10 protein-coding genes are annotated in these 15006 nt (G+C 69.9%); 6 read left to right on the top strand and 4 right to left on the bottom strand.

The window, feature by feature from the left end:
* Positions 1-248: 248 nt before the first annotated feature.
* The 4 genes from ACFYZJ_RS22190 to ACFYZJ_RS22205 all read left to right on the top strand — a co-directional run bounded on the left by ACFYZJ_RS22190 (position 249) and on the right by ACFYZJ_RS22205 (position 5189).
* The gene (locus ACFYZJ_RS22190; RefSeq protein ID WP_388570614.1) at positions 249-3521 is read left to right on the top strand and encodes a nitrate- and nitrite sensing domain-containing protein; all 3273 of its coding nucleotides are present in this window, start codon (positions 249-251) and stop codon (positions 3519-3521) included.
* Between the two features lie 10 nt (positions 3522-3531).
* Complete coding sequence (locus ACFYZJ_RS22195; protein ID WP_029385896.1) at positions 3532-3945, top strand: roadblock/LC7 domain-containing protein; 414 nt, start codon at positions 3532-3534, stop codon at positions 3943-3945.
* A 97-nt stretch (positions 3946-4042) separates the two neighbouring features.
* Positions 4043-4627, top strand: coding sequence for a DUF742 domain-containing protein (locus ACFYZJ_RS22200; protein ID WP_263232246.1), 585 nt, complete (start codon positions 4043-4045; stop codon positions 4625-4627).
* Positions 4608-5189, top strand: coding sequence for an ATP/GTP-binding protein (locus ACFYZJ_RS22205; protein WP_044384251.1), 582 nt, complete (start codon positions 4608-4610; stop codon positions 5187-5189). Before ACFYZJ_RS22200 ends, ACFYZJ_RS22205 begins: the two co-directional genes overlap by 20 nt.
* Positions 5190-5442: 253 nt before the next feature.
* Here ACFYZJ_RS22205 and ACFYZJ_RS22210 read toward each other — a convergent pair whose 3' ends face one another.
* Together ACFYZJ_RS22210 and ACFYZJ_RS22215 are read right to left on the bottom strand one after the other, a co-directional pair.
* On the bottom strand, positions 5443-5640 hold the full coding sequence (locus ACFYZJ_RS22210) for an acyl-CoA carboxylase subunit epsilon (RefSeq protein WP_103838056.1): 198 nt from the start codon (positions 5638-5640) through the stop codon (positions 5443-5445).
* 57 nt (positions 5641-5697) lie between these two features.
* Positions 5698-7290 carry an acyl-CoA carboxylase subunit beta gene (locus ACFYZJ_RS22215; protein WP_388570616.1) on the bottom strand — a complete coding sequence of 531 codons (1593 nt, stop codon included), beginning with the start codon at positions 7288-7290 and terminating at the stop codon, positions 5698-5700.
* Between the two features lie 442 nt (positions 7291-7732).
* Here ACFYZJ_RS22215 and ACFYZJ_RS22220 point away from each other — a divergent pair, with 442 nt between their 5' ends.
* Positions 7733-8335 (top strand): YceI family protein, encoded by a 603-nt coding sequence (locus ACFYZJ_RS22220; RefSeq protein WP_388570617.1) that lies wholly within the window; start codon positions 7733-7735, stop codon positions 8333-8335.
* Positions 8336-8411: 76 nt separating this feature from the next.
* Here the strand turns inward: ACFYZJ_RS22220 and ACFYZJ_RS22225 are convergent, their stop codons facing one another.
* Both ACFYZJ_RS22225 and ACFYZJ_RS22230 read right to left on the bottom strand, forming a co-directional pair.
* Positions 8412-9761, bottom strand: a complete 1350-nt coding sequence (locus ACFYZJ_RS22225) for a hypothetical protein (RefSeq protein ID WP_388570619.1) — start codon at positions 9759-9761, stop codon at positions 8412-8414.
* Positions 9762-9843: 82 nt separating this feature from the next.
* Positions 9844-12864: a carbohydrate binding domain-containing protein gene (locus ACFYZJ_RS22230; RefSeq protein WP_388570620.1), complete on the bottom strand. Its 3021-nt coding sequence runs from the start codon at positions 12862-12864 to the stop codon at positions 9844-9846.
* Positions 12865-13105: 241 nt separating this feature from the next.
* On the opposite strand from ACFYZJ_RS22230, the gene ACFYZJ_RS22235 reads away from it, so the two are divergent.
* Positions 13106-14968 carry a ricin-type beta-trefoil lectin domain protein gene (locus ACFYZJ_RS22235; RefSeq protein WP_388570621.1) on the top strand — a complete coding sequence of 621 codons (1863 nt, stop codon included), beginning with the start codon at positions 13106-13108 and terminating at the stop codon, positions 14966-14968.
* Positions 14969-15006 lie beyond the last annotated feature (38 nt).

A 15006-nucleotide genomic window follows, 5' to 3' on the forward strand; every position in this document is an offset into this window, starting at 1 on the left:
CACCGCGCGGTCGGTCGGTACCGCTGCGCTCACAAAAGCCCCGCCTTTTGGCGGGGCTCGCTCTTTATGACCGTTTTATCTAGGGCATCCGGCGTCCGGAATCTCGGATTCCGAGTGTTTGGAATCGCGCAGGTCGACGTGCTGGAATGCCTGAACTGCCCATTGGTCAAAGACGTACAAGTCTCGGACAGGGCTCTGGAGACACCGCGGCACGACGTAGGTGCCGTCGCCGAGAGGTTGTTGGTCGAGTGAGGCGAAGCAAGAACGGTCCCGAGCCGTCGGCGCGGGGCAACTTCACCCCGCCGCCGCGCGGAGCGGCACCCGCACAAGTGCCCGGACCGGAGCCGACGGCTCTCCCGCCCAGCGGCAGCCGCTTTTCCCCGCGCAACTGGCGCGTGCCGACCAGGCTGAACGCGATCCTGCTCATACCCGTGCTGGTCGGCCTGGTGATGGGCGGCTTCCAGGTGAAGAGCTCGATCGACACCTGGCGACAGGCGCGGGACGCCGAGAACACGGCCCGTCTCGTGCAGGCGTCCCTGACCTACGCCAACGCACTCATCACCGAGCGCGACGTCAGCGCCGCGCCCCTCCTCCAGGGCAAGGGCCAGAACGACTCGACGGTCGTCCAGGCCCGCAGTGCCACCGACCAGGCCGCCAAGTCCTTCGACCAGGCCGCCCGGAACATGCCCCACAAGTCGGGCCTGGAGCGCCGCCTCTCCATCTTCCGCAAGGCCGAGACCAAGCTGCCGGCACTGCGCCAGGGCGCCTACACCTCCGCCCTGAGCGGGGTGCAGACCGAGGAGGGCTACGTCCAGGTCCAGCACCCGCTGATGGAGTTCGCCAACGAACTCGGCCTCGGCACCGGCAACATCACCAGCTACGGCCGCACCGTCTACGCCATCTCGCTGACGAAGGCCGCTCTGTCCCTGGAGCGCTCGATCGGTATGCACATGCTGATCAAGCCGGGCACCTCGGACACCAGCCTCGCCAAGCAGCGCGTCGCCCTCTCCTCGTACGCCTACCTCGAGGGCATCGCCGTCGAGGAGTACATCGGCGGCGGCACCCAGGCCGACGCCGACAAGCTCTCGGTCCTCCAGAAGAAGATCCAGTCCGACGGCGCGGCGATGGTCCAGCAGGCCAAGGCCAAGGACCCGAACTACGTGCCCCCGCCGTCCGACCCGACCAAGATGGTCGCGGCTCTCGCCTCGCTGCAGTCCACCGACGCCACCGCCCGCGCCGCGCTCGCCCAGCAGGGCATCACCCCGCAGAACTGGTGGGCGGTCAACACCCTCAAGTTCAACGCGTACCGGCAGATCGAGTCGGACATGGCCGACAAGGCCGTGGCGGACGCCTCCGCCATCGCCGACGACGCCAAGCAGTCCGCCTTCGTCACCGGTGCCATCGTCGTCGTCGCCCTGCTCGCCGCGTTCATCATCGCCGGCCTCATGGCCCGCCAGATGAGCCGCTCGATGCGCCAGCTGCGCAACGCGGCCTTCGGGGTCGCCGAGCAGCGGCTGCCGATGCTGGTCGACCAGCTCTCGCGCACCGACCCCGGCCGGGTCGACACCCGGGTCGCGCCCATCCCGATCTCCTCCACGGACGAGATCGGCGAGGTCGCCCGCGCCTTCGACCAGGTCCACCGCGAGGCCGTCCGGCTCGCCGCCGAGCAGGCCCTGCTGCGGGGCAACATCAACGCCATCTTCACCAACCTCTCGCGCCGCAACCAGTCGCTGATCGAGGGCCAGCTGACCCTGATCACCGAACTGGAGAACAACGAGGCCGACCCGGACCAGCTGGAGAACCTGTTCAAGCTGGACCACCTCGCGACCCGTATGCGCCGCAACGGCGAGAACCTCCTCGTCCTCGCCGGCGAGGAGCCCGGCCGCCGCTGGGACCAGCCGGTCCCGCTGATCGACGTGCTGCGCGCCGCATCCTCCGAGGTGGAGCAGTACGAGCGCATCGAGCTGTCCGGCGTCCCGGAGGCCGAGATCCACGGCCGCGCCGTGACCGACCTCGTGCACCTGCTCGCGGAGCTGCTGGAGAACGCCACGACGTTCTCCTCGCCGCAGACCAAGGTCCGGGTGACCGCCACCCGGCTGCCCGACGGCCGGATCATGATCGAGATCCATGACAAGGGCATCGGTCTGACCGCCGAGGACTTCGCGGACATCAACCACAAGCTGGCCAACCCGCCGACCGTGGACGCCGCGATCTCGCAGCGCATGGGCCTGTTCGTGGTCGGCCGGCTGTCCGACCGGCACGGCATCCGCGTCCAGCTGCGCCCCTCGGGCGAGCAGGCCGGCACCACCTCGCTGGTCATGCTGCCCGACGCCATCACCCACGGCGGTGGCGGCGAGCAGCCGCTGGAGCGCGACGAGTTCACCGTCTCGCAGATCATCCCGGAGCAGCAGCCCTACCAGGGCGAGAACTTCGACGGACAGCCGATGCGCACGGCCGCGGAGCTGGGCTTCGACGACAGCCGCTACGCCGAAGTGCCGAACGACATACGGGAGTTGGACCCCGTCGGCCGCTCGCTGATGCGCGAGGAGCGCCGTGCGGCCCTGGAGGCCCAGGTCCAGGGCACGAACCGGCAGCAGGAGCCGCAGGAGGGCGATCGGACCGCTCCCTCCTACCAGGACGGCTTCGAGACGCGGCAGCCCGCGTACGGCGAAGGACAACACGCGTACGACGACAGCCGGTCCCCGTACGACACCGGGCAGCACGCGTACGAGGAGCAGCGCGCTGCGTACGACCAGCAGACGGCGTACGCGGAGCCCCAGCAGAGCGCGTACCAGGATCCGTACTTCTCCCAGAACGGCGGCCTGTCGCAGAACGGCGGCCTGTCGCAGAACGACGGCTTCCCGTCCGGTGGCGGCTACCCGGAGCCCGCGTATGCGGAGCAGGTGCCGGAGAGCCGTGCCGCGGACCGGTCCGGCCCGGCCGAGACGTTCCCCTCCTTCGAGGAGTCGACGTACCAGGACGACTGGCCGGCGCAGGACGACTTCCGGAGCGGCTACCGCTCCGAGTACGCTCCCGAACCGGAATCCGCGCAGGCCGGTGACGTGAGCGAGCGGGACCGCGTAGGCTTCGACCGTCCGGGACCGGCCCCCTCCGCCGGCCACGAGCTGACCGACGCCGGACTGCCCCGCCGCGGCTCCACCGCGAACGGCACCGCCGGCCGGCCCCAGCCCGTGCCTCAGGATCCGCCGGCGGCCACGGAGACGGGCGGCGACTGGCGCTCCGCGAACGACGAGCGGTGGCAGCAGGCAGCGCAGCTCCGGAAACCCAAGGCGGGCGGGGTCACCGCTTCCGGTCTGCCTCGACGGGTACCCAAGGCGAACCTGATCGAGGGCGCCGCGGAGGCGACCCCGCAGGGAGGCCCACAGGTCTCCCGGGCCCCCGAAGACGTCAGGGGCAGGCTGAGCAACCTGCGCCGAGGTGTCCAGCGGGGACGCCAAGCAGGCAGTGAAACGAACGGCCAGGGCTTCGGTCCTGACAGCACCTACAACCAGGAGCGTTAGTGTGAGCCCGATGAGCCAGGCGGCACAGAACCTGAACTGGTTGATCACCAACTTCGTGGACAACACCCCCGGGGTGTCCCACACGGTGGTGGTCTCCGCCGACGGACTCCTTCTGGCGATGTCCGAAGGCTTTCCGCGCGATCGCGCCGACCAGCTGGCGGCCGTCGCCTCCGGTCTGACCTCGCTGACCGCGGGTGCCTCCCGCATCTTCGAGGGCGGCAACGTGAACCAGACGGTTGTGGAGATGGAGCGGGGATTCCTCTTCATCATGTCCATTTCCGACGGTTCGTCGCTCGCGGTTCTTGCACACCCGGAGGCGGACATCGGCCTCATCGGGTACGAGATGGCGCTTCTGGTCGACCGTGCCGGTACGGTCCTGACCCCGGACCTTCGTGCGGAGCTCCAGGGGAGCCTTCTCAACTAGGAGACGGACGGTGCGTTTGAGCGTCCCGGGGCCGTAAGGTTTCGGGACGCGGCTTCCACAGGGATGGGTGCCCGGCGCAGTCGGAGGAGGAGAGAACGTGGCAACACCCCCAGGCGGTTCGCCCACCGGCAACTGGTCCTACGGCCCCGGTCAGGGCCCGGGCCAGGGTGACCAGAACCGGTACGACTTCCCCTCCGCGCCGGGCCAGTGGCGCCAGCCGTACGCGCCGCAGGGCCCCCAGGGCCCGGGACCGTCGCCGTACGACCAGCCGCCGGCACCGCGTATCCAGCCCGTGCAGCCGCAGCGCCGCTCCCCCGAACCGGCGCCCGCCGGGTCCTCGAACAACCCTCTGGTGCGCCCGTACGCCATGACGGGCGGCCGCACCAGGCCGCGCTACCAGCTCGCCATCGAGGCGCTGGTGCACACCACCGCACAACCGCACCAGATGCAGGGCCAGTTGCCCGAGCATCAGCGGATCTGCAACCTGTGCCGGGAAATCAAGTCGGTGGCCGAGATCTCGGCCCTCCTCACGATCCCTCTCGGCGTGGCCAGGATCCTCGTCGCCGACTTGGCGGAGGCGGGCCTGGTCGCCATCCATCAGCCCGGCGGCGACGAGAACGCCGGCGGCCAGCCAGACGTGACACTGCTCGAAAGGGTGCTCAGTGGACTTCGCAAGCTCTAGCGGCGGTCCTTCCCGCTCCACCACCTCCGCGAAGATCGTGGTGGCGGGCGGCTTCGGCGTGGGCAAGACCACGTTCGTCGGCGCCGTCTCGGAGATCAACCCGCTGCGCACGGAGGCCGTCATGACGTCTGCTTCGGCGGGCATCGACGACCTCACCCACACCGGGGACAAGACCACCACCACGGTGGCGATGGACTTCGGCCGTATCACCCTCGACCAGGACCTGATCCTCTACCTCTTCGGTACGCCGGGCCAGGACCGCTTCTGGTTCATGTGGGACGACCTGGTCCGCGGCGCGATCGGCGCGGTGGTGCTCGTGGACACCCGGCGCCTGGCCGACTGCTTCCCCGCGGTCGACTACTTCGAGAACAGCGGCCTGCCGTTCGTGATCGCGCTGAACGGCTTCGACGGCCAGCAGCCGTACTCACCGGACGAGGTGCGGGAGGCGCTGCAGATCGGGCCGGACACGCCGATCATCACAACGGATGCGAGACATCGGGCTGACGCCAAGTCCACTCTGATCACTTTGGTGGAGCATGCCCTGATGGCTCGCCTTCGCTAGGCGGAGGTTGCGGCAACTGGGCTGCCCCAGCGGGTCGTACCCCGACTGCGGGTGGTTCGTGGTTGACCGCGCCCACGCGGCGGAGCCGCAAGTCGATACAGCCCCGCGCCCCTTGAGGGGCGCACCCACGGGCCCCTCCTCAGGGAGGGGCCCAGTTTTTTCTGCCGCGACGCGATGACGATACGTCCTCTGCACAGCGAGAAGGGCCCCTCCCAAGCGGAGAAGCCCTTCAGGGACGGCTCGAGCGGCGCAGCTACGCGTGCCAGCTGTGCGGTGCGCGGAAGCCCGGTTCGCGTTCCAGGCGGCGCCAGCCTGCCTTGGCGCGGCCTCGGTGGGACGCGGTCGTGGCGGGGGTCTGAGCCGCCGCGCGGGCCAGGAGGACGGCCGTGATGGCGGCCACTTCCTCGGGCTCGGCGTGGCCCTTCTCGACGCGGATGTCAGGGTTGCTCATGGGTCTCAGTCTCCGTGAGAGAGGGGTCCGCGGGGTTGCCGCGGTGGGTCCGCTCGGTTACTGCGGCGGGTTGCCGTGCTTGCGGGACGGCAGGTCGGCGTGCTTGGCGTGCAGCATCGCCAGGGACCGGATCAGAACCTCACGGGTCTCGGCCGGGTCGATGACGTCGTCCACCAGGCCCCGCTCGGCCGCGTAGTACGGGTGCATGAGCTCGGACTTGTACTCCTTGACCATCCGCGCCCGCATGGCCTCGGGGTCCTCCGCCCCGGCGATCTGACGGCGGAAGATCACGTTGGCTGCGCCCTCGGCACCCATCACTGCGATCTCGTTGGTCGGCCAGGCGTAGGTGAGGTCCGCCCCGATGGACTGGCTGTCCATCACGATGTACGCACCTCCGTACGCCTTGCGCAGGATCAGCGAGATCCGCGGCACGGTCGCGTTGCAGTACGCGTACAGCAGCTTCGCCCCGTGCCGGATGATGCCGCCGTGCTCCTGGTCGACACCCGGAAGGAACCCGGGAACGTCCAGGAACGTCACCAACGGGATGTTAAAAGCGTCACACATCTGCACAAAGCGTGCAGCTTTTTCCGAGGCCTCGATGTCGAGGACACCGGCGAGGGTCTGGGGCTGGTTGGCGATGATGCCGACCACCTGGCCGTCGAGCCGGGCCAGCGCGCAGATGATGTTCCGGGCCCAGCGCTCGTGGACCTCCAGGTACTCGCCGTCGTCGACGATCTCCTCGATCACCTTGGCCATGTCGTACGGCCGGTTGCCGTCCGCCGGGACCAGGTCCAGCAGGACGTCCGAGCGGCGGTCGACGGGGTCGGTGCACTCCACCCGCGGCGGGTTCTCCCGGTTGTTCTGCGGGAGCAGGGAGAGGAGGTAGCGCACCTCGGCGATGCACGTCTCCTCGTCGTCGTACGCGAAGTGGCAGACGCCGCTCGTCTCGGCGTGGACGTCCGCGCCGCCGAGACCGTTCTGCGTGATCTCCTCACCGGTCACCGCCTTGACCACGTCCGGGCCGGTGATGAACATCTGCGAGGTCTCGCGGACCATGAACACGAAGTCCGTCAGCGCGGGGCTGTAGGCGGCGCCACCCGCGCACGGGCCGAGCATGACGCTGATCTGCGGGATGACACCGGAGGCCTTGGTGTTGCGCTGGAAGATGCCGCCGTAGCCGGCGAGGGCGGAGACGCCCTCCTGGATACGGGCGCCCGCGCCGTCGTTCAGGGACACCAGCGGCGCCCCGGCGGCGATGGCCATGTCCATGATCTTGTGGATCTTCGTGGCGTGGGCCTCGCCCAGCGCGCCGCCGAAGATGCGGAAGTCGTGGGCGTAGACGAAGACCGTGCGGCCCTCCACCGTGCCCCAGCCGGTGATCACACCGTCGGTGTACGGCTTCTTCGCCTCCAGGCCGAACCCGCTCGCCCGGTGCCGACGCAGCTGCTCGACCTCCTGGAAGGAACCGGCGTCCAGAAGCAGTTCGATGCGCTCCCGGGCGGTCAGCTTGCCCTTGGCGTGCTGCGCCTCGGTCGCCTTCTCGCTCGGACCCGCGAGGGCCTGCTTGCGGATCTCGTGCAGTTCGGCGACCCGCCCGCGCGCGTCCGCGGGCTCGCTCCCGGAATCCACAGCCTCGTCCAAAACGGTCATGTAGCGACCTTACGAAAGCCACCAAGAAAGCTCGCCGTCGACTCCGTACAGTCTCGGGCCCGTTTTCCTGGTAACCCTGAACAGAATACGGCCCGGATGCAGCCGTTCTGACTGCCCCGAGGGCCTCGGCGTTGTCGGGCTCCGACAAAGCGGGCGACGGAGAGTGATCACACCTTGGTGGCTCGCACATGCCATCCCTGGAGTGACAGGGCGCCCCGAACGGCCGCAGACGCGATCCCCACGGCGGAATTCCACGCTACCCGCCGGCTCGCCGCCTCCACGCCCGGGCCCGGCGCTCCCGGGGACACGCACACCGATGACGTTGAAGCCTGAACGGAATAGGTCTACCGTCGCTCCCGTTAAGACTCGTTGAATGTTGAACAGCCTCCAGAGCCGCGGCCTCTCTTCCGGGACCGCGATCCGTCCCCCGAAGGAGCACGTGATGAACCTCTTCAGCCGCAAGAACAGCACCGAGACCGCACCGGCCGCGGGCGTGAACCCGGACCTCGCCGCACTGACCGGCGCGTACACGCTGGACCCGGCGCACAGCACGATCGGGTTCGTGGCCCGGCACGCGATGGTCACCAACGTCAAGGGCAGCTTCAAGGACTTCACCGGCACGCTGCACCTGGACGGCTCCGCCCCGTCGAAGTCCACGGCTTCCATCGACGTGAAGATGGACAGCATCGAGACCGGCTCCGCCGACCGCGACAACCACCTCAAGAGCTCCGACTTCTTCCGGACCGACGAGCACCCGACGATGACGTTCCGCTCCACCCGCGCGGAGGCGCTCGGCGGCGACGACTACCGGATCACCGGCGACCTCACGATCCTCGGCACCACCAGGCCGCTCACCATCGACCTGGAGTTCAACGGCGCGGCCAAGGACCCGTTCGGCAACGAGCGCGTCGGCTTCGAGGGCAAGGCGGAGATCCTGCGCTCCGAGTGGGGCCTGACCTGGAACGCGGCTCTGGAGACGGGCGGCGTGCTGGTCTCCGACAAGATCAAGCTGGTCTTCGACATCTCGGCGATCAAGCAGGCGTGACCCACGCCCGCACCAACGTGAGCGCCCGCCCTCCCGGATCAGGAGGGCGGGCGCTCACGTCTTCACACGGTCACGATCAGAACCCTCCGCCGAAGTCCCCGCCGCCTCCGCCGAAGTCCCCTCCCCCGCCGTCGCCGAAGCCGCCGCCGAAGTCCCCGGTGTCGAAGTCGGCACCCGAGACGTCGCCGCCCTGGTACCCGCCGAAGTCGCCGTAGCCGGTTCCGTAGTCGGCGGCGTACGACGGCGTGGCCATCATGCTGCCGAGCAGCGTGCCGACGAGCAGGCCGGGCAGGATGCCGCCGCCGAAGTAGCCGCCCGCCCAGGGACCGTAGGCGGGGCCCGCGTCCCAGTACGGACGGCGGCCGTACTCCGTGTCCACCTCGCGGATCATGGGGTCGCGGCCGTCGGCCAGACGAGCCCGGTCGGCCGCGCAGACCGGGACCTCGCGCGGGGCGCCGCCCGGCGGTGTCCAGGTCGCGTCGGCGACGGACGGACCGTGGCGCGGGTCGAAGAAGCAGGGCGCCCTGCGTTCGGGCAGCGGCCGGCCCTCGCGGCGGGCGGCGAGCGTCGCCAGCGCGAAGCGGCCGTCCTCCAGGGCCTGGGTCACGGCCTTCACGTCCTCGGGGCGGTGCGCCGCCGCCATGGCCGACTTCGCCTCCTCGTACGCGTCCAGGGCGCGTGCGTAGTCCGAGCGCATCGCGTCGTCGGCGCCCGGCTCCCCCGGCTGGAAGTCGAGGCGGTCCAGTTCCTCGCCGAAGGCGGTGATGTCCTCGTCCACCACGACCCGCAGCTTCTCCAGCGCGGCCTGCTGCTCCTCCGCGCGCCGGCGCCGACCGCGTCGTACGAGCATGTACGCGCCGGTGCCGCCGAGGACCAGCACCACGGCGAGCGTGATCAGCGCGGTGGACGACACCCGGTGGCTGCTGCCGGAGGTGCCCCAGGTGGCGGGGGCGTGGCCGCCGACGTTGGCGAGGGCACGGTCGGTGAAGTCGTTCAGCTGGGCCTTGGCGGTCTCGCCCTGGACGCTGGTGACCAGGTTCCGTACGGCGCTGTGCCCGAGGACCGAGGAGTCGGCGCGGGCGTCGAAGCGGTCGCCGAGGCGGACACCGTACAGGCCGGTGATGCCGGTGGCGGTGCGCAGGTCGACGAACAGGTTCCGGGTCGGGTAGTCGGCGGGCAGGACCACGATGAACACCGGCTTGCCCGCGTCCTCGATCTTCTTGGCGAGCGCGTCGGCGTCCGCCCCGGACAGCTGCCCGGAGGCGGCCGGGTCGACGTACACGGGGCCGCTGCGCAGCGCCTGCGCGATGGCGGACACGTCCGTGGCGGCCTGCGCGCGGGACGCACCGGGTGACAGCACCGTGAGCGCGGCCATGAGCAGGGCGACCAGCGGTACGACAATTCCTCGGTGGAGCGCGGCCTTCATACTTCGAACCTACCGGAAGCCGCATGAACCCGGGCGTCGCTCCGGGCGGGCGGTCCGCACCGCCCACCCGGACCGGTTTCCGTCAGGCCGCCGCCCGGTAGGCCTCGGTCAGCTCGGCCACCGCTGCCGCGTACCTGCCCGTCAGCAGCAGGTGGTCGGCGTCGGCGAACGGTTTCGCGATCGCCGCCGTCATCCCGGAGCCCGCCTTCTGCTGGACGAGCAGCCGGGCCCTGGTGACGATCTGGTGTCCGGCCCGGTCGGAGCCCGCCCTCTCGGCGGCGGCGGCCGCGAGCGCGAGCGCCTTCAGGGTCGCCGTGCCTCCCTCCGGGACCTGGGTCAGCGTGGTGAGCCCCCACCCGTACGGGAACTGCGGATCGTACGCGGCGTCGCCGACGTTGATCGGCAGCTGGTTCTCCGACCTCGGCCAGGTGACGGGCAGCTGCCCGGTGAAGGGACGCCTACCGTAGAGGACGTCCGCCACGCCGTCGCCCTCGGTGCCCGGCAGCCAGGACGCCACGAGCGCGTCGATCCGGCCGAGCCGGTCGCCGATGATCTGCGGGCGCCCGGAGACGATCAGCACCGCGCACTTCATGGCCGCGCACACCTTGTCGACGGCGGCCTGGTCGGCGGCGGAGAGCCGCAGGTCGTGGCCGTTGCCGACGTCGCCGACGCCCTCGGCGTACGGGGTCTCGCCGACGACGACCACGCCGACGTCGTAGCCGTTCGTCGGGGCCGAGGCGTCCTTGGAGTAGGTGACGTCTCCCCCGGCGTTCCTCATGCCCTGGAGGATGGTCGTGCCCTGGGTGTGGGTGCCGGAGGAGCCCTGCCAGGTGATGGTCCAGCCGCCGGTCTGGTTGCCGAGGTCGTCGGCGTCGGAGCCGGCGACGTACACCCTCTGGTTCTTCCTCAGCGGCAGCACGCCGTGCGCGTTCTTCAGCAGCACCTGGGACTCGGCGGCCGCCTGCCGGGCCACGGCCCGGTGGGCCGCCGAGCCGATCCGCGCGGCACCTGTGGTGTCGGCGTAGGGGTGCTCGAAGAGCCCCAGCCTGAACTTCTGCGTGAGGATGCGGGAGACGGCGTCGTCGATGCGTCGCCCGCTGATGCGCCCGGCCTTCACCTCGTCGACGAGTGTCGTCCGGAAGTCCTTGTACGCGTACGGCACCATCATCATGTCGACGCCCGCGTCGACCGACGTGCGGACGCGGGCCGCGTAGTCGCCGGGGAGCTGGTCGATGGCGTTCCAGTCGCTGATGACGAAGCCGCCGAAGCCCATACGGCCCTTGAGCACACCGTTGATCATGTCGCCGCGGGCGTGCATCTTCACGGGGCCCTGCCCGTCGCCGACGATGTCGAGCGAGGAGTACGACGGCATGACCGAACCGATGCCGCGCTGGACGGCTGTCGTGTACGGCGCCAGGTGGACGGCCTCCAGCTGCTGCCGGGTGACCGTGGTGACGCCCTGGTCGATGGTGTAGGAGCCGGTGGTGGAGGAACCGTAAGCGGTGCCGCCGTCGCCGACGAAGTGCTTGGCGGTGGCGAGCACCTTGTCGTCGCGGCTCAGGTCGCGCCCGTCGGGCCTTCCCTGCAGGCCCTGGATGATCGTCTCCATGGACCGCACGAGCGCCGGGTCCTCGCCGAAGGACTCGTAGGAGCGGCCCCAGCGTTCGTCACGGGTGACGCACAGGCACGGCGCGAAGTCCCAGGGGACCCCGGTGGCGCGCACCTCACTGGCCGTCACCGCGCCCGTCCGCTCGGCCAGTTGGGGATCGCGGGTCGCGCCGATGCCGATGTTGTGCGGCATGATCGTGGCACCGGCGAGGTTGTTGTGGCCGTGGACCGCGTCGACGCCGTAGATCAGCGGGATCTGGAACCGGGTCGCCCGGGCGCGGAGCTGGAAGGAGTCGATCATCTTCGCCCAGGCTTCCGGGGTGTTGGGCATGGGGGTGGAGCCGCCGCCGGACAGGAGCGAGCCGAGGGCGTAGCCGGCGATGTCGCCCTGGTCGGTGAGCGCGGCCCGCTCGGCCTGGGTCATCTGGCCGGCCTTCTCCTCCAGGCTCATGCGGGAGACGAGGTCGGCGACGCGTTCCCGGATCGGCAACCTGCTGTCCAGGTACGGCAGTCCGTGCGCGTCGATGACCACCTGCGGGGTCTCGGTGGGAGCCTTGGCGCCGGTGACGGAGAGCTTGAGGGGGATCGTCTCGGCGGGCTCGGCCGCCTTGTCCTCGAGGGTGGGGACCTGGATGGTGCGGGTGCTTCCGGAGGCCGTGCCGGCCGGGAAGGTGAGGGTTCCCCTGACGGGCGTGTAGTCGGTGCCGGGCTCGGCGGTGCCGCCGACGGTCTCGTAGGTGACGGTGACCGGTTCGTCGAGCGGCGCGGATCCGGTGGTGGCGACCGAGACCTTCACCTGGGCGGTGCCGCCCTCCTGCACGGGGTGGACGGCGGAGTCGGTGGTGACGGAGGCGCGCAGGGACTGGTCGGCCCTGCCGTACAGCTCGACGTCGTCCATGGCGAAGGTGCCCTTGACGCCGACGGGGAGCGTCACGGCGTACCCCCACATCTGGGTCAGGCCGAGGACATGGTCGATGCCGCCGACGGGCTGGTAGTCCGTACGGTAGGTGAAGTCGGTGAACGGGATCTGGATCTGTTTCCAGCCGGTGAAGTCGTCGGTGAAGGAGGTCGTCCACAGCTCCGACGCCTCGCCGTTCGCGCCGCCGTCCTTGATCTCGAAGGCGATCTTCCTGCCGTTGTTCCGGCCGTCCCACCAGAAGCGGATGCCGCGGTGGGAGGACCAGTCGTGGGCCGGCTGGTCCGCCGCGAAGTCGTGCGTGAAGCCGCCGTAGCCGCTGATGTCGTAGCTGCCGGTGAGGACCTTCGCGCCCTCGGGGGCGTCCGCGCGGTCGGCGAGCCGGAGGCTGGGCGGGTCGTCGCTGTCTCCGCCCCAGGTGAAGATGCCGTCCGCCGGCTGCCGGGCGAAGGGCACCTCGCCCTCGAAGCGGTCGACGGGCACGGGGGCGGGGGTCGGATCGTCGGCCGCGCGCGCCGACACCAGGGGGATCAGGGCGGTGAGCAGGGTGGCGGAGGCGAGCAGGGCGGTTCTTCGCATCGACGGACCTTCCCTCGGCTCTCAGGGTTCACTCATGGCTTAGATCACGCCGTGAGTTAACTAGCGGGCCGGAGAGGCGTCAAGACTTCACGTCAGAACGGTCACAGACACAACTCACTGCCGAATCAGGCCGGTTGTCGCTTCAGATTCTGAACGCGCACCCCCTTGACGCGTATACGAAGCCGTCATTTACTCACGCCTCGCACGCCCCCATCCCCCACCTGAAGAAGGGCGGCGCTCCATGAAGAGACATCGGCGCGCGATCCGGCTGCTGCTCGCCGGGCTGCTCACCACCGCCGGGTTCGCGGCGGCCACCCCCGCGCAGGCGGCCGGCGAACAGGTCACCGCCTGGCTCACCACGACCGACGACTCGGGTGGACGCCATGTGGTGCGCGGTCTGCAGCCGCAGACGCCGTTCGCCTTCCAGTCCGGAACCGGTGGCGGCGGCGAGAACATCACCGTCGACGAGAACACGCGCTACCAGACCTTCACCGGCGGCGGGGCGTCGTTCACGGACACCGCGGCCTGGCTGATGAACAGCAGCGGGGCCCTCACGCAGGCGACGCGGGACACGACGATGCGGAAGCTGTTCTCGCCGACGGACGGGATCGGGCTGTCGTTCCTGCGCAATCCGATGGGCGCCTCCGACCTGGCGCGCTACGGATACACGTACGACGACGTGCCGGCCGGTCAGACCGACCCCTCCCTGGCCAAGTTCTCCATCGCGCACGACCTGGCGGACGTGGTCCCGCTGACGAGGCAGGCGCTCCAGCTGAACCCGCAGCTGACGGTGATGGCCACTCCGTGGACGGCACCCGCCTGGATGAAGGACAGCGGGCAGCTCAATGGTGGCTGGCTCAAGGCGGAGGACTACGGGGCCTACGCCTCCTACTTCGTCAAGTACCTCCAGGCCTACCGGGACCAGGGCATCCCCGTCTCGTACGTCACGGCCCAGAACGAGCCGACGTGCTGCTCGGGCTATCCGTCGATGAGCTGGAACGCGTCCGGGCTCGCCTACTTCACGAAGAACGAGCTGCTGCCGAAGCTCCAGGCGGCGGGCCTGACGACGAAGGTGCTGGCGCACGACTGGAACTGGGACACGTACGACTCCTACGCCGCCCAGACCGTGGACGACGCGGCCGTCCGCGCGCACCCGAACTTCGGCGGGATCGCGTGGCACGGGTACGGCGGTGACGTGACGAAGCAGACGGCCGTGCACAACCAGTACCCGCAGCTGGACGCGTTCGGCACGGAGCACTCGGGCGGCACCTGGATCGCGAACCAGCAGCGCGAGGACATGCTCAACATCGTGGACTACACCCGGAACTGGGCGAAGTCCGTGACGAAGTGGTCCCTTGCGGTGGACCAGAACATGGGGCCGCACAACGGTGGCTGCGGCACCTGCACGGGACTCGTCACGGTCCACAACGGGGACGGTGCGAGCGGGACGGTCGACTACACGATCGAGTACTACACGATGGGGCATCTGACGAAGTTCGTACGGCCGGGCGCGCAGCGCATCGCCTCCACGGCGTCGTCGTCCGTGCCGAACGTGGCATGGCGGAACCCGGACGGTTCGAAGGCACTGATCGCGTACAACGACGCCACGTCGGCGAGGACGGTGACGATCGACTGGGGCGGGCAGCACGCGACGTACTCGCTGCCGGGGAAGACGTCGGCGACGTTCACGTGGTCGGGAGCGCAGTCGGGCGGCGGCGACCGGTCGGGGGCGTTCGTGGGTCTCGCGGGCAAGTGCCTGGACGTGGCGGGGGCCTCGAACGCCAACGGCGCGGCGGTGCAGCTCTACGACTGCAACGGGACGGCCGCCCAGCAGTGGACGGTGAAGACGGACGGGTCGATCCAGGCGCTGGGGAAGTGCCTGGACGTGACGTCCGGGTCGACGGCTGACGGGGCGAAGGTGCAGCTGTACGACTGCAACGGCACGGGAGCACAGCAGTGGTCGTACAACGCGTCGACGGGTGACGTGGTGAACGTCGCGGCGAACAAGTGTCTGGATGTGACGGACAACTCGTCGGCGAACGGGGCGCGGGCGCAGATCTGGTCGTGCACGGGAGCGGCGAACCAGAAGTGGCGTCTGCAGTAGCCGGACGGACGGGCCGAGGGGTGCTGCGGGCATCCCTC

Origin of the sequence: Streptomyces sp. NPDC001848, from assembly GCF_042891915.1 — a bacterium.
Taxonomy (GTDB): domain Bacteria; phylum Actinomycetota; class Actinomycetes; order Streptomycetales; family Streptomycetaceae; genus Streptomyces.

Coding starts and splice junctions, on each gene's coding strand:
- ACFYZJ_RS22195 (WP_029385896.1), top strand. CDS start 3,532: ATGAGCCAGGCGGCACAGAACCTGAACTGGTTGATCACCAACTTCGTG.
- ACFYZJ_RS22225 (WP_388570619.1), bottom strand. CDS start 9,761: ATGAAGGCCGCGCTCCACCGAGGAATTGTCGTACCGCTGGTCGCCCTG.
- ACFYZJ_RS22235 (WP_388570621.1), top strand. CDS start 13,106: ATGAAGAGACATCGGCGCGCGATCCGGCTGCTGCTCGCCGGGCTGCTC.
- ACFYZJ_RS22210 (WP_103838056.1), bottom strand. CDS start 5,640: ATGAGCAACCCTGACATCCGCGTCGAGAAGGGCCACGCCGAGCCCGAG.
- ACFYZJ_RS22230 (WP_388570620.1), bottom strand. CDS start 12,864: ATGCGAAGAACCGCCCTGCTCGCCTCCGCCACCCTGCTCACCGCCCTG.
- ACFYZJ_RS22215 (WP_388570616.1), bottom strand. CDS start 7,290: ATGACCGTTTTGGACGAGGCTGTGGATTCCGGGAGCGAGCCCGCGGAC.
- ACFYZJ_RS22220 (WP_388570617.1), top strand. CDS start 7,733: ATGAACCTCTTCAGCCGCAAGAACAGCACCGAGACCGCACCGGCCGCG.